Source organism: Clostridium sp. Marseille-Q5894, assembly GCF_946902305.1.
Taxonomy (GTDB): domain Bacteria; phylum Bacillota_I; class Bacilli_A; order Erysipelotrichales; family Coprobacillaceae; genus Thomasclavelia.
In genome coordinates, this window is record NZ_CAMPPT010000012.1 from 49,997 (window position 1) to 66,451 (window position 16,455).

General features: G+C 31.1%; 14 protein-coding genes. 2 read left to right on the forward strand and 12 right to left on the reverse strand.

What is annotated here, in order from left to right:
• Nucleotides 1-2 precede the first annotated feature (2 nt).
• From OC535_RS14005 to OC535_RS14040, 8 genes are read right to left on the reverse strand one after another with little or no spacing between them, the layout of a single operon-like run.
• Nucleotides 3-1,436: a polysaccharide biosynthesis tyrosine autokinase gene (locus OC535_RS14005; protein ID WP_498824094.1), complete on the reverse strand. Its 1,434-nt coding sequence runs from the start codon at nucleotides 1,434-1,436 to the stop codon at nucleotides 3-5.
• 4 nt (nucleotides 1,437-1,440) lie between these two features.
• Nucleotides 1,441-2,826 carry a polysaccharide biosynthesis tyrosine autokinase gene (locus OC535_RS14010; protein WP_498824095.1) on the reverse strand — a complete coding sequence of 462 codons (1,386 nt, stop codon included), beginning with the start codon at nucleotides 2,824-2,826 and terminating at the stop codon, nucleotides 1,441-1,443.
• Nucleotides 2,827-2,846: 20 nt separating this feature from the next.
• The gene (locus tag OC535_RS14015) at nucleotides 2,847-3,668 is read right to left on the reverse strand and encodes an immunoglobulin-like domain-containing protein (RefSeq protein WP_227052559.1); all 822 of its coding nucleotides are present in this window, start codon (nucleotides 3,666-3,668) and stop codon (nucleotides 2,847-2,849) included.
• A 13-nt stretch (nucleotides 3,669-3,681) separates the two neighbouring features.
• Nucleotides 3,682-5,445 carry an ABC transporter ATP-binding protein gene (locus tag OC535_RS14020; RefSeq protein ID WP_498824096.1) on the reverse strand — a complete coding sequence of 588 codons (1,764 nt, stop codon included), beginning with the start codon at nucleotides 5,443-5,445 and terminating at the stop codon, nucleotides 3,682-3,684.
• Nucleotides 5,438-6,229 carry a hypothetical protein gene (locus tag OC535_RS14025; RefSeq protein WP_498824097.1) on the reverse strand — a complete coding sequence of 264 codons (792 nt, stop codon included), beginning with the start codon at nucleotides 6,227-6,229 and terminating at the stop codon, nucleotides 5,438-5,440. The genes OC535_RS14020 and OC535_RS14025 overlap by 8 nt, the downstream gene beginning before the upstream one ends.
• Nucleotides 6,229-6,675: a hypothetical protein gene (locus OC535_RS14030; RefSeq protein ID WP_498824098.1), complete on the reverse strand. Its 447-nt coding sequence runs from the start codon at nucleotides 6,673-6,675 to the stop codon at nucleotides 6,229-6,231. The genes OC535_RS14025 and OC535_RS14030 overlap by 1 nt, the downstream gene beginning before the upstream one ends.
• A 4-nt stretch (nucleotides 6,676-6,679) precedes the next feature.
• A complete protein-coding gene (locus OC535_RS14035) occupies nucleotides 6,680-7,735 on the reverse strand; it encodes a radical SAM protein (protein ID WP_498824099.1) in 1,056 nt (351 codons plus the stop codon).
• The gene (locus OC535_RS14040) at nucleotides 7,735-8,088 is read right to left on the reverse strand and encodes a hypothetical protein (protein WP_498824100.1); all 354 of its coding nucleotides are present in this window, start codon (nucleotides 8,086-8,088) and stop codon (nucleotides 7,735-7,737) included. Before OC535_RS14040 ends, OC535_RS14035 begins: the two co-directional genes overlap by 1 nt.
• A 336-nt stretch (nucleotides 8,089-8,424) precedes the next feature.
• On the opposite strand from OC535_RS14040, the gene OC535_RS14045 reads away from it, so the two are divergent.
• Nucleotides 8,425-9,663 carry a nucleotidyltransferase domain-containing protein gene (locus OC535_RS14045; protein ID WP_498824101.1) on the forward strand — a complete coding sequence of 413 codons (1,239 nt, stop codon included), beginning with the start codon at nucleotides 8,425-8,427 and terminating at the stop codon, nucleotides 9,661-9,663.
• A gap of 62 nt (nucleotides 9,664-9,725) precedes the next feature.
• A complete protein-coding gene (locus tag OC535_RS14050; protein WP_024722767.1) occupies nucleotides 9,726-9,920 on the forward strand; it encodes a hypothetical protein in 195 nt (64 codons plus the stop codon).
• Between the two features lie 718 nt (nucleotides 9,921-10,638).
• On the opposite strand, the gene OC535_RS14055 is transcribed toward OC535_RS14050, so the two are convergent.
• The 4 genes from OC535_RS14055 to OC535_RS14070 form a co-directional block, all read right to left on the reverse strand.
• Complete coding sequence (locus OC535_RS14055; RefSeq protein ID WP_498822983.1) at nucleotides 10,639-11,880, reverse strand: IS256 family transposase; 1,242 nt, start codon at nucleotides 11,878-11,880, stop codon at nucleotides 10,639-10,641.
• 166 nt (nucleotides 11,881-12,046) lie between these two features.
• A complete protein-coding gene (locus tag OC535_RS14060; protein ID WP_498824102.1) occupies nucleotides 12,047-13,606 on the reverse strand; it encodes an AAA family ATPase in 1,560 nt (519 codons plus the stop codon).
• A gap of 151 nt (nucleotides 13,607-13,757) precedes the next feature.
• Entirely contained in the window at nucleotides 13,758-15,311 is a 1,554-nt protein-coding gene (locus tag OC535_RS14065; protein WP_498824103.1) for an AAA family ATPase, read from the reverse strand.
• A 152-nt stretch (nucleotides 15,312-15,463) separates the two neighbouring features.
• Nucleotides 15,464-16,455 (reverse strand): PD-(D/E)XK nuclease domain-containing protein (locus OC535_RS14070; RefSeq protein ID WP_498824104.1); only part of this gene is annotated, 992 nt, incomplete at its 5' end.

Here is a 16,455-nt window from a genome sequence, read left to right on the forward strand (position 1 = left end):
CATTACCCCTTATCTTTATATCCATACCCATAACCATAGCCATATTTACCATAACCATAACTACCATAATCATGAATATTCTGAGTATAAAAATTAAAGACATAACCTTTAACACAGCTTTCATCTTTTAACATTGATAAACCATCTTGTATTTTTTGATGTGGTATGAAATCATATTTTACAACATATAATAACGCATCACCATAATCTTGAAGCTGCATAAAATCTTGAAATATCCCGCAAGGTGGTGTATCGATAATAACATAATCAAATTCCTGCTTGATTTTGTTGAGATATTCTCCTAACTTAGGATCACTTAAAATTGCAATTGGATTTTCAACTAATTCCTGCCCCCCTAAAAACCAAAGCTTTTCTTCTTTTAATTCACTAATTCCCAGCCACACATCATCATTTTTATATACATCTTGAATTCCTTTACTATTAGGACAATTTAAAATATGCGCAAGTGCCTGTTTACGTAAATCACCGTCGATCAAAAGAACTTTTTTACCATTAACAGCAAATGTTTCGGCTAAATTAGTTGAGATCGTTGATTTACCTTCTCCAGAAGCACTGCTGGTAATTAAAATAATTTTATTTCTTTCTTTATCAAAAGCTCGCTCTAATCTTATTTGTAAAGAACGTAATCCTTCTTTATAACCATAAGATATTCTCCGATCAAGTATCGAAATCCGCTTTAATTTTTGTGTTTTACGCGCTTTAAATTTAACTTTAGGAATAGTTGCCATACATTTTAAACTTGTAATCCGTTTCATTTCATCAACTGTTTTTATTGTCTTTCTAAAAAAGGCCATACTTCCCAAAATAATTAAACCAATTGCAGCTCCGATCAAAACACCTAAACTTACTGTTTTAAAAAATGATAAGTTATTGTAAGGAACAGTAGGCATTTGGGGATTATTGATCATATGAAATTGAATTTCGCCTAAAACAAAACGTGCTGCATCAGGATATACTTCAATTGCTGAAGTTAAAATAGAAATAGCATCTTGAGCTTTAGGGCTTTCTACTGCCATCGTTACAATATTTGAATCACTAACTGTACTTGCACTTAATGTCCCATTTAATTTATCTACGCCTAGTTCTTCAAGTAAAATCCCCTTAAAATAACTGCTATCAAGAATATAAGGAAACGTTTTTGATAATTGATCAGCAGTATTTTGCGAATAATAGTAACTGTAGCTGCCACTATTTTCATCTCCGGTAGCAACAGTAAATGTAGCTTCACAGCGATAATAAGGATCATATGTCAAATAACAAAAAGTACTATAAATTATCGTTGTAATAATAATGATTCCAAAAAATAATCCCCAGTATTCACGAATGATCTTGAGAAAATCATGAACTAAAATTCGTAAGTCAATTTCGACATAATCTTCTTCTGTCATTGATTTTTTGAGTTTTTGTTCATCCATAATCTCACCTACTTTCATGCCTGTTATAAGCATAATTGGCATAGCCATATGCTTCTTGATCACTTTTTTCTTCGATGAAGAAGTTAAGAATAAAACCAGTGAAATCACAGTTGCTTTGCCAAATAAGGTCAACAGTGTCATTGATTACTCTGATATCTGACCAGTCTTGACGAACAACCAATAAAGTTGTATCAGCGACATCCATCCATACTTCAGCATCTGTAGAAACAGTTGATGGTGAACAGTCGATAATAATATAATCAAATTGTTCTTTTAATTTATTTACTATCTCTTTTAACTTTATTGTATCCATCAAACCAGCTGGTTCTTCTACTGCTTGATAAACAAACAATTCCCAAATATTAGTTCTTTTATTAAAATAAACATTGTCTTCTAAAGATATTTTTCCAGTTAAAATATCAACTAATGAATTATTTTGTGATTTTTCTTTATCAAATACTTTATATTGTGCTGGTTTTCTAAAATCACCATCAATAATCAATACTTTTTTATTCTTTTCAACTAGTGATAAAGCTATATTAGCAGTTACTGTCGATTTGCCTTCGTTTTCACTAATACTAGTGACTAAAATTATTTTTTGCTGATGTCTATTTAAATGATTCTCGATTCGTGATGCTATTTTACGATTTGATTCCACAAAACTCATACTAACGATAGGTGAATTAATGAGTAATGCCTGATTAGATTTTTTTGTTTTCCCTTTCTTCTTTTCAAAAGGAACAACTCCTAATATCTTACCATCTAATAGTTTAGAAGCATTTTTACTTGTTTTAAGTGTATGTCTAAATAAATATAAACAAACAATAATTCCCGCCATTACAGCAGCTGCTAATAAGGCTAATTCATTACGACGATTCATTAATATCGGACTATTAGATGGTGATGTTGGTATCGTCGGCTCTTGTAAAATTTGTAAAGATGCGTTAGTAAATACATAATCTGATACTTCGTCATAGTGTTTTAAAGCTGAATTCATAAAAAGGTAACTGTTTTGCGGATCATTGGTTGTTACTTTCAACACCAAAAGATTTGTTTCTTGAACCTGCTCACAGCTGATCACACCATCAATCGTCTTACCTGTTTCTTTTTCTACAAGTTCTTTCATTACATCACTTTGAAAAACTTCTTTGATTACATCGGCCATTTGTGTAGCCATTGCAAGTGAGGTATAAGTACTACTATCACCTTTAGCACTTACTACTAAAGTCGATGAAACAGTGTATTGAGGCACATAAATTAATTCTCCAACTCCGGTAACTGCTAACCATAAAGAAGCACCTGCAAGAATGATCATCCACCAGTTTTTTAATAAATCCTTGATAACCCCTCGATAATTAATCGAATCTAAATCAATCTCATCCTGATTCATTTCTTCTTCTCCTTTACAATTTATTCAACAACTACAGTTAACCAGGTTTCACCTTTATCTCCAGACGAAACCGCACTATAATGAATTTCATATATTCCTGGTGTATTGGTATCAACTTGAGAATCAATTGTGACATTCTTTTTGTTAACCTTCTTTTTAGAAATAGTTTCAACACTTCCAATATATTGATATGGATCGATCGTTTCTCCAGCGTTAATATAAACAATTCCTTCGGTTAGTTCAATATTAATACTTTGATTTTCACTTTTTACTATATGTATAGGGATTTCCATTGTACTAACATCACCATAACTATTACTTACTTCTAAAGTTAAATGATAACTGCCCGCCGTAGTATAGTTTACATCGCTAGTGCCTTGAATTATTGATTCTGTTAAATCACCATCAAGCATATCTTCAGCCGTTATTTGCGATATCGTTTTTTGATAATTCCCCTCTTTTTCTATATACACTAAAGGTTTAGCTGTTATAAATCTTGGTGAATGATAATCTGTGAAACGAACATTTCTAGTAAGACTTGTTGATTGATTAGAGGAATCAAAAACAACATAAGTAACACTACAAAGACCTTTATCAATAAATCTTGTCATATTTCCTACTAATATTTTATTAGTTAGATCACCATCTTCTTTATCAAAAGCACTTAATCCATCTAATAATTGTTCTTGAGTATATTCACAAGGAATCTCTAAAACATCACGATCACTTGTGATAGTTGGTAAAGTAGGATCCTTACTAATTAATTCCTTGCTCTTAGCTATTAAAAAAACACCTAAGGACAAACAGAAAACTATGATAACAGTATATCTTATTAATTTCATCTATCTTCCTCCATTAAACCTCATTTAAAAAAGCCTCTATTTCTTCTTCATTCACTTCATCAATTCGTCCCTCTTGAATTTTATAAACACGATCACATATAGATAAAACACTAGGGCGATGGGCAGTTACAATAATCGTTTGTAAAGGATCACGACGTAAAATATTTTTTAAAACCTTTCTTTCACTAACCATATCTAAAGCACTTGTAGCTTCATCAAGCAATAATACTGGCGCTTTAGCCATCAATGCTCGAGCGATACTCAATCTTTGTTTCTGACCTTCCGAAAAGCGATTTCCTCCTTCACTTACTTCTGTATGGATCCCCTTTTCTAATTGGGTAACAAACTCCCAGGCACAAGCTGTTTTTAAAACTTCGATGATCTCTTCATCGCTAGCATCAGGTCTAAGCATTTTCATATTGTCAGCTATTGTTCCCGAAAACAAAGTATTACCTTGAGGAATATAACTAAATAAACATCTCGTTCCTGAACTAATAGGAATAGTTTCATAACCAGGATTACTCACAGTTACTGCACCTGCTTTAGGATGATATAATCCTAACAAGATCCTTAACGTCGTTGTCTTACCTTGACCTGAAGGTCCAATCAAACCAATGATTTCACCTGATGAAGCAATCATATTAGCATTTTGATATACATAAGGATTATCACCATATCGAAAACTAACATCTTTCATCTCTACTGTAATTCCTACATCTTTAGCTTTAGCTAAAAGCTTTTTTGCTTCCTGCTCATCTTCTAGAGACTCCCTAGGTAATTGAATAATTTCCATGATTCTGCCAGCACTAATACCAGCTCGCATCGCTGTTGGCAATAAATTTAAAACCGATGAAAACGATCCTTTTAAAGATGAAGACATTGACACATATAATGTCATTGTTCCATAACTAATATCTCCCTGCCATAGTCTATATGCTGCAAAACCATAACAAGCATAACCAATCAGCTGACCAATAAATCCTGTCAAGATCGTCATTTTAGATTGAAATTTATTTTGGAGCATCGCATAATCAATCGATTGATCCTGAACATCTTTGTATTGTTTAATAAAATAATCAACCAAACCAAAGGCTTTGATCATTTGCATATTTTGTAATGTTTCTTGATTAAATGATGTCTTATGACTTTGCAGTTCCATTTGTTTACGCTGAAAATCACGCATTTTTCTCATAGAAAAACGGGTGCTCATAAACGAAATTGGAGCACCTGCTAAAGCAATTAATGCCATAATAATATCATTTTGTACCATCACAATAAAAGCACCGCCAAATGAAATCAAGATTGAAACCACATTAGGTAAATACGTTAAAATATTACTAGAAACCATTGCAGCATCACCATTGATTCGATACATTAAATCCCCCGTTCTATACTTAGACAATTCTTCCCAATCAGTCTGTAAGATCTGAGAAAAAATATCAATTCGAATCTCATTATTCACTTTCATACTAATGCGTAATGATAAACGCGTTTTAAAGGCATTAATAAACAACTGTGACACCCCTACACCAACATATAAAGCAACAACTCTTACGATTCCTAAAGAATTCTGACCAGTAATTGCATCTACCAAATCTCTAGAAACCATCGATGTCCCTAACGTTAAAAAAGAACCCGAAGCCCCTAAAAGAGTATATGTTCCAATTAAAAACCAATAGCGTTTCATATAGCTTCCCATCCATAACCATTGAGAAACCAGCTCTTTTAAGCGCCCCTCTTTTATTCTTTTTATGTAGTGTTTAATCTTTTTAGTCATTCAATATAGCCCTTTCAACTAACTCAACTGATTCTTCATCAGGTCTACACTTCAACAAATAAACAGGCACACAAGATAATAAACCATCAAGCGTTGCCATTACTGCTTCAACCCCTATTTCATACCAGTGTGGTAAAAAGACATTTGCCAGCACTCTTTCAACCATTCTAATACCATCAAGTTTTTCTATCGTATTTTCTAAATTCTGCTGCAATACTACAATTCCCGATAGTGCAACTTGTCTATTTTCACAATATGGTGATGATCCATGCCATGGACAGCCACATCCCCAATACGTTTGACCATCATCATGAACTAACGCCATATCACCATTAATAATTACTGCATCACGATACTTATGCCATAACTCTGCCTGCGTTGTCTTACCAATACCTGAAGGTCCAATAAACATGATTCCTTTACCACCCACATCAACAAGGCTGCTATGCATCATCATTCCATGACGAGTCGATAGATGTGTCATAATCGCTGCAATCAACGCTCCCTCTAAGCCATCACTTTGACCATCAAGCAACGTGATACTCGCTTTACTCCAATCATCATTAGCACTTAACAAAGCATTTTTACACTTCAACACAGCACATCCGGGTTGCGGTTCTAAAATATCAATACCATATTTATGCATCAAATGAGAACTCACATGTATAAATAAATCAATATCTTTATCATCTGATATTGTAAATTTTTCCCAATGTCCCATTAAAGAATAATGATTATGATAATCAATTTGAATATTAACAATTATTCGATTACTAACTAACATTATTTACCAATAAAAACACAACCTGTATAGTTAGCACGAAATTCATTATAATCTCCACGCATCAAAACGTCATTTGCATATCTTTGAATCAAGTTATTAATTTCCAAAACAATACGAGGATCTTCTGCAGCTATTTCTTCTTCTGTAAAGACTATAGATGGAGTCGTTACTCCACTTCTATCACTAAGTATTTCACCTGTTAACCATTTTTTTATATCGTCATCTGTACAAGATTTACCTTTTAATACTGCATATCCCCAGCCATATCCTCCAGGTTGTTTGTTATTAATACCACCTGGAAATGTCCATACAACATTAACCGTTGTTCCATATTCATCTTCTATAATTCCCGGTTGAGTAGACCCCGATAAATCAGCAGGCATAATTCCTGAATCCATATTTTGACCACCTATACCTGTATAGGGTATGTACGTTTCACCTTGCATTTAACTATTCCTCCTTAACTTTTCTACTTATATCAATCATTTCTTTTATCTTTTTACAATATTCTTTATCTAATTTGTTTAGCCCACCACTGAAACATGCTAGATGAGCTAAACATTTTTTACACTGTTTTTTATACTCACATGTATAGCATTCATCTGGCCATCTTAGTTTTTCTTGATAATTTAAAAGTTCTTTCCAGCATTCTTCAAGTGATTGATTGACAACAGATATATGTGGCTCATCTAAAAACAAACAGAATCTCATATTACCATCCCAAGTAATATTAAATTCTTTATGATAACCTGAGCATCTTTTAGCCGGTATATCATCATTGGATGGCGGTAATTCATTCCATAGTTTTGAAGTTTGTTCAATACCTTCTGGATCCCATATTTCTATTGCACATTTTTTTGCTTCACTTTGAACACCTCTCAATGATGGATAACAAGATGCACTATAATACCACGGTAAGTTATTTTCTTTTGCATATTGCATAATATTTTGAATATCTTTTTTATTGTTTTTGATAAATGTTGTTACAAGCTGAATATTCATGTTTCTATCTTTTAAAGCTTGAATTCCAGCATTTGTTTTAGTAAAACCATTTTCAATACAACAAACATCTTGATAAACTTCATCATTTGAACCATATAAAGTTATTTTAACTGTTTCAGGCGGATATTCTTCTAATACATCCAGGATATCACCACTAAGCTGTGAAGCATTTGTTTGCAGTGTAAGTAAAAATCCCATTTGTGATAAGCCAATCCATATTTTTTTAAAATCTGGATGGCACACTGGGTCCCCCCCAGTTATACAAATGGAAAAAACACCCATTTCAACGGCTTGTCGACCTATTTCTAACCATTCATCACCAGTTAACTCTCTACCATCTCCAACTTTAGATATTCTGTCTACAGGTAGATGTACATAGCACATCCGACAATTAAAACCACATCGAGGCGTTATTTCAAATGTTGCATGAATGGGAATTGCATTTTCATATGCTTTTTGCTGCATCTTTGCTAATTTGAGCATACCATACAAATTCTTCTGCATTATTCTTTAGAACCCTTTTCTAACTTTTTGATTTCTTCTTGCGAAAGTTCAATTTTAACCGCGCCAGTAGCTGGTAATGGTCGACCATTGTCCAACATGTAATTGTTATCTAATAGTTTTAAAAAAGCTTGGATATCTTTTCTTGCCATTTCTTCGCTCACTCCAGAAAAATGTCCCATCACTGCTTCTACTAATGAATCTTCTGTGAATTCATCATTTTTCATAATATTCCATAGCCAGGCTGTTGAATCTGTAATTTCCATCATTGGCGATACTTGTGATAATCGTCCGATTGGAACAACAATGTTCTCTCCAGCCACTTTACGTAAAACAAGATCTTTTTTTAATTTCATTACAATAATCTCCATTTATAATAACGTTTTATTAATAAAAATGCAATATATAAACAGATAATTTCTCTTAAAATATCATCTAACATCAAATTTTATTAATCAGTTTAATTATATCATAATTTGTTTGATTTACAACTTTCTATTACCCAAAGGCAAGTTTTATGTTTAAAGCGCATAAAATAATAATATTAAAATTTATTTTTGTTTTTTTCATAAAATTAATTTAGTTATAAAGCATCAATGAGTATTGTTTTATATTATATAGTTTTTTAATATTTTATAGATATTTTTAAAGTTTGTGATATTATATAAGAAAAATATGAATTAGGTGAGATTATGAATATTATTAATGAATTATTTATGAAGATGATATCGTGTTATATGCATGATAATGAATTTGAGGAATCTATATCTTTTTTAACTGATAAACAGTGGCAAAAGCTGCATGATTTTTCTAAAATGCATTATTTATCGCCAATTGTATATGAAGTCGTTAAGAATAATGATTCTTTTAAACAATTACCGGATTTGTTTAAAAATCAATGGAAACAGGAAACTGTTTCTTTAGTTATTAAACAGATTCAATTAAGTGAAGCTTTTTTGAAAATATATCAGGAAATAAGAAGAACAGGTATTAATTGTATTGTTACTAAAGGTATTGTTTTAAGAGAATTATATTCAAAAAGAGAATGGCGCGTATCTGGTGATGAGGATATTTTTATTAAAAAAGAGGATTTTAAAAAGGTGCATCAGATATTTATTGATAATAATTATCATGTTATAAATGATGTTGCCAATGAGAATATTCCAGTTATTACTTATGTTGATCCAATAACAGATTTAAATATTGAACTTCATTTACAATTATTTGGTAAAGATACTTATTTGGGTTTTCTTAATGATTATTTTAAGGATATTTTTGATCATTGCATGGAAATAGAAATTAATAGTGTTTTGATACAAGTGATGAATGAAAATGATCAATTGTTTTATTTGATTTGTCATTGCTTTAAACATTTTATTAATAATGGTGTTGGTTTAAGACAGTTGATGGATATTGGAATGTATAGTCAAAAATATTATAGTACGATTGACTGGTCGGCACTATTACATAAAACAAATGATTTTAAAGGTAATTTGTTTGTTCATTGTATTTATAGTATTCTTGAAGATTTTTTTGATATTTCAATGATTAGTATAAACTATCCTATACAACTAATTGATAATTTAGATTATCATGATATTTTAGAAGATATCTTTGATAGCGGAGTGTTTGGACTTTCAAGTGAAGAAAGAATTTATAGTAATTTAGTCACCAGACGGATTATTAATAAAGAACATAAAAAAATCCCTTTACGGGAACTTATTTTTCCATCAGCTAAAAAACTACGCGCTGGTTATGCCGTTTTATATGATCATCCATATTTATTACCATATATATGGATAAAACGAATTTTAAGATTTCTTATTCGTTATAACAGTAGTCGAAAAAATAGTAATCTCGATATAACAAAATCTGTAGTTTTAGGTAATGAAAGAATTGCTTTGTTGAAAAAATATCATATTATTGATTAAAATAGCTGTTTAAAAACTATTAAAATATTTTTACATGCTTTGTAGATAAGGAGGTTAACATTATGTTAACTAGTAAACAAATTATGAATGAAATTTGTAAACGCATTATTATATTATCACCTCAGGAAAGGGTTATTTTTTTAAAAGAGTTAGGAATTGAAATTTCAATAGAACAATGTTCATCACTGACATTTGAAACAGATATTATTGATTTAATTGAGCATTTATCAAATAGTAGTGATAATAAAACTATTTAATCCTACTAATATTAAAACAACTAAAATATAAACAACTCTCTCAAAAATGTCAAAATTCACAACATGTATAAACGGGCCCAAGATAGTGTTGAATATTATCTTCTTAAGTACCAGAGCTTTCTATTACTAAAAAAGTGATATTGAAGACAACCTACCTTGATACAATAAAAAATAAGTTATCCTTTAAATAAATCACAAATATTAGAACTAATACTTAAAATCGATACAATATTAAAACAGGTATATAAACAGAAAGAAAACTATCTTGTCTTCATTGAAGATTACATATACGAAAACACATCAAAAAATATGATGGGTTTTATAATTAGTTGATGGCATTAAACATCAATGAGTTTAAAGGTGTTGTGAATATAAAACAATAAGAGCTCTTTACCAACATTTAAAATCAAAAAAACAAATAAATAACCAGGTAACCCAAGAGATCTATATAAGAAAACAGATAATAATTAAATAAAATAGTTGTTTGAACATATTATATTAAAAGTACCATTCTTGACCCTAGGGTATTGAATGGTACTTTTTCAAGTATAAACAGAAGCGGCGTCATCAAAACCTATATTATTTTAAGAATCTCATTTTTTATTAAATATATCTTAATGTAACAAACAGCGGGAATGTCAAGAAATTTGTGTAAGTAATTTTATTAAATTGTCAAAGAACTATAGAAATGACTTATATCGAGTATATATAGGTCATTTTATTTTTCTAAATATTTTTGGATTCTTGTTGAAAATCTATCATCCATCATTAATTGATTCATAACCATTGCCCAATTTGATACACGCCCACCTGACCATTTTTTCGATAATTCAAGAACTCTTAAATATAACACTTTTAATACCGCTGTCTCATTTGGAAATGCTCCTTTTTTTATGACCTTTCTAAAACTTGAATTGACACTTTCAATTGCATTGGTTGTATACATAACTTTTCTGATGGCTGATCCATAATCAAACAGCTGTTCTACATGATGAATGTTCCTTTCCCATACATCAACTGCTCCCGGATATTGTTTCCACTCATTCTTGAATGTTTCAAATGCGTTTTTGGCCGCCTTTAAACTAGGAGCTCCATAAACTTTTTTCAATGATTGTGTAAATCGCTTATAATCCTTGCTTGGGACATATTTAATAGAATTCCTTATAAGGTGGACAATACATCTTTGTACCACAACATTGGGAAATATTGCTTTCGCACCATCTTCAAGTCCACTAACACCATCCATAGATATAAAGAAAACATCTTCCACACCTCTCGCTTTGATTTCATCAAAAATCTGCATCCATTTATGCTTGCTTTCTGTCTCGTTTAACCATAACCCCAGTATTTCCTTGTTTCCATTGATGTCATAGCCTAAAACAGCATATACAGCATATTCCTTTACCTCATAATCATTTCTTACTGTCACATATAAACAGTCAACAAACAAGAATGCATAACATTGAGATAGTGGTCGGTTTTGCCAGTTTTCCAGTTCAGGAATGATAGCATCGGTTATATCGGAAATCATTTCATGAGAAACCGAAAATCCATAGATATCTTCAATTGTGGTTGATATATCTCTTTGAGACATTCCTTTTGCATACATTGAGATGACTTTATTTTCAATGTCCGAAACATCTCTCGTTCTCTTAGGAATAATTTGCGGTTCAAAAGATGCCTCCCTGTCTCTAGGTATATTAATATCTAATTCTCCTCTTGATGTTTTTATTTTTTTAGGAGAATAACCATTTCTTCTGTTTAATGTCTTTTTTTCTTCTTTACTGTTAGATGCATAACCAAGATGGTTGTTCATTTCTCCCTGAAGCATTGATTCAAATAATGGTCCAAAAATATCTTTTAAAGCTTCATCCATATCCTGTGCTGATTGTGGATTATAAGTATCAATAATTTGTTGAGCCAAAGCTACTGTTTTTGGATCTCTTTTTATTCTTGCCATATTTCATTAACCTCCGTATTTTTAATTTTGATAATAAGAAAAGTGTGTAGCAGTAATATAACACATATTACTTACTTACACACTTTATTTTACACTCCCGTAACAGCTGCTTTACCAATTTAAATATAAACTTTTGTTAATGTATAATAGTTTAAATGTTATATCTCTAATTTACTTCTTCTATTCTACAACTATGTTTTTTAGTCTTTTTATCATAACTGATTCCTACTATCAGTAAATTATCTCTATGCCCTTCCAATCCCTTTGGATATTTCTTTTCTTTGATTTGATCTATCGCTGTCTCTGCTTCATGATCCCATTTTAACTCTACTATCATTGCTGGTTTATCATCTTTAGGAATAAACACCATATCCGCATATCCTTTCCCACTTGGCATCTCTCTTATTATCGTATAATGATTTCTTGCATACATATACGCAATCGAAATTGTATAGGATAACGCATTTTCATTATTATATGTTAGTATCGCTGTATCCAGATGCGCTTCTTCGATATACTTAGCTACTAATTCTTCATCTCTATTCCATGTTGCTTCTAATAAGGCTCTGCTGTTTAATAACGCCTTTGTTGTTTCATTCCAGTTAGAACTTCTTATAGAATTAACAAATGAATCAATAACTTCTTTATTTGGTATATAACATGTCTGATTGAAACTGTTATATCCTAGATAACCTAGATGTATCAGCAGTGTCAAGACATCATCTTTTGTATCAAATGTTGTCATATCATTTTGAAATGATGTCGTCTGTACAGCGACATGCTCTCCTGCCAACAACTTCACAATATCATCTTTTAAGCCGTCATAATTCATATCGATATACACTCTTAAGGCTTCATACGTCTCGGTTGATGTCCAATAATTCCCAAACTTTTTCCTTGTGATCGATGCTACAACTGATCTTGGCGAAAATGTTGATATCGTATCTGTCAAATGATAACCATCATACCATTCTTTCATTTCATCATAGCTGATATTATACTGATGACATAGTTCTTCAACTTCCTTTTCTGTAAAACCCATATATTCTGGTAGAAGTTCTGGATCAACCATTGAAATTTCATCAAACATATTCAAAGCACTATGAGTTCCATATTTCTTGATTGGCAGGATTCCCGTCATATAACATAATGATACATATGGTTTGTCCTTTAACAGATTTCTCAAAAAATCCAGATACTTCTCTTGGGCTCTTTTATCTCCCTGATATTCTCTAAAGATACAGTCCCATTCATCGATAACAAATATAAATCGTTCATTTACCTCAGCATAAACATCTTCTAAAACCTGTATAAGATCATCAATATCAAAATATTCTATATCTTGATAAACTTTTTTTATATCTCTAAAAATTAATTTCGTTAGAAGAATAATCATCTTATCAATATCGTGTGTTTTACTTAAAAAATCCTGCATATTGATATGTATCACATTATGCTGATTTAAGTGCTTTTGATATAACTCTGTTTGACTGATTTTTAAATCTTTAAAAATATTTGACGAATCACAGCCTTTGGAATAATAAGCTACCAGCATATTGGCATCGGTACTCTTTCCAAAACGCCTTGGTCGTGACACGCATAATTTATTATTTTCTGTGTTGATAATTTTATTTATATTTTCAATCATTAAACTATGGTCTACATATATTTCACTATTCTTCATATTCTGAAACAGTGTATTTTGTGGATTTAAATAGATTCCCATGATTATCGCTTCCTTTCATAGAGTTATTGTAACATTTTTTATTTGACTATTCATCAATACTTTTTTAATTGAACACACTTTAGTATGCCAGCTGCTTTACCAATTTAAATATAAACTTTTGTTAATGTATAATAGTTTAAATGTTATATCTCTAATTTACTTCTTCTATTCTACAACTATGTTTTTTTGTCTTTTTATCATAACTGATTCCTACTATCAGTAAATTATCTCTATATTCTTCCAATCCCTTTGGATATTTCTTTTCTTTGATTTGATCTATCGCTGTCTCTGCTTCATGATCCCATTTTAACTCTACTATCATCGCTGGTTTATCATCTTTAGGAATAAATACCATATCCGCATATCCTTTGCCACTTGGCATCTCTCTTATTATCGTATAATGATTTCTTGCATATATATACGCAATCGAAATTGTATAGGATAACGCATTTTCATTATTATATGTTAGTATCGCTGTATCTAAATGTGCTTCTTCGATATACTTAGCTACTAATTCTTCATCTCTATTCCATGTTGCTTCTAATAAGGCACGACTGTTTAATAACGCCTTTGTTGTTTCATTCCAGTTAGAACTTCTTATAGAATTAACAAATGAATCAATAACTTCTTTATTTGGTATATAACATGTCTGATTGGAACTGTTATATCCTAAATAACCTAGATGTATCAGCAGTGTCAAGACATCATCTTTTGTATCAAATGTTGTCATATCATTTTGAAATGATGTTGTCTGTACAGCGACATGCTCTCCTGCCAACAACTTCACAATATCATCTTTTAAGCCGTCATAATTCATATCGATATACACTCTTAGGGCTTCATACGTCTCGGTTGCACTCCAGTAGTTTTCATATTTTCTGTCCATCAAAGCATAAACAACAGAACGATGGTTATAAACTGATAAATCACCTGTCATTTTATATCCATCATACCAGTCTTTCATTTTTTCATAGTCCATATCATATTTTAAACATAAATCTTGTACTTCTTTTTCCGTAAAGCCCATAAACTCTTCCAGTGGTGTTGGGTTGAGTATCGATACTTCCTTAAACATATTCAAAGCACTATGGGTTCCATATTTCTTGATTGGCAGGATCCCCGTCATATAACATAATGATACATAGGGTTTGTCTTTCAACAGATTCCTTAAAAAATCCAAATACTGACTCTGGGCTTCTTTATTATTTTTGTATTCTCTGAAGATACAGTCCCATTCATCGATAACAAATATAAATTTTTCTTTTATTTGATTGTATGTTTTTAATAAATATAAAGATAAGATATTTCTATTATTTTTTACTTTAAAACATTCATCAAGCTCTTCAATAATCTCTTCACTCAATAATTCAACCATATCATTTATTGATGATGAAATACTTAAAAAATCCTGCATATTGATATGTATCACATTATGCTGATTTAAGTGCTTTTGATATAACTCTGTTTGACTGATTTTTAAACGATTGAATATTTGTGATGAATCACAGCCTTTAGAATAATAAGCTACTAACATATTGGCATCGGTACTCTTTCCAAAACGCCTTGGTCGTGAAACACATAACATCTTATTTGGCGTACGGATCAGATGATTTGTTTTCTCTATCAATAAGCTATGATCAACAAATACTTCTCCTCGCAGCATTTCAGCATATTTTTCATTATCTGGATTTAAGTAGATTCCCATGATTATCGCTTCCTTTCATAGAGTTATTGTAACATTTTTTTATTTGACTATTCATCAATACTTTTTTAATTGAACACACTTTAGTATGCCAGCTGCTTTACCAATTTAAATATAAACTTTTGTTAATGTATAATAGTTTAAATGTTATATCTCTAATTTACTTCTTCTATTCTACAACTATGTTTTTTTGTCTTTTTATCATAACTGATTCCTACTATCAGTAAATTATCTCTATATTCTTCCAATCCCTTTGGATATTTCTTTTCTTTGATTTGATCTATCGCTGTCTCTGCTTCATGATCCCATTTTAACTCTACTATCATCGCTGGTTTATCATCTTTAGGAATAAATACCATATCCGCATATCCTTTGCCACTTGGCATCTCTCTTATTATCGTATAATGATTTCTTGCATATATATACGCAATCGAAATTGTATAGGATAACGCATTTTCATTATTATATGTTAGTATCGCTGTATCTAAATGTGCTTCTTCGATATACTTAGCTACTAATTCTTCATCTCTATTCCATGTTGCTTCTAATAAGGCACGACTGTTTAATAACGCCTTTGTTGTTTCATTCCAGTTAGAACTTCTTATAGAATTAACAAATGAATCAATAACTTCTTTATTTGGTATATAACATGTCTGATTGGAACTGTTATATCCTAAATAACCTAGATGTATCAGCAGTGTCAAGACATCATCTTTTGTATCAAATGTTGTCATATCATTTTGAAATGATGTTGTCTGTACAGCGACATGCTCTCCTGCCAACAACTTCACAATATCATCTTTTAAGCCGTCATAATTCATATCGATATACACTCTTAGGGCTTCATACGTCTCGGTTGCACTCCAGTAGTTTTCATATTTTCTGTCCATCAAAGCATAAACAACAGAACGATGGTTATAAACTGATAAATCACCTGTCATTTTATATCCATCATACCAGTCTTTCATTTTTTCATAGTCCATATCATATTTTAAACATAAATCTTGTACTTCTTTTTCCGTAAAGCCCATAAACTCTTCCAGTGGTGTTGGGTTGAGTATCGATACTTCCTTAAACATATTCAAAGCACTATGGGTTCCATATTTCTTGATTGGCAGGATCCCCGTCATATAACATAATGATACAT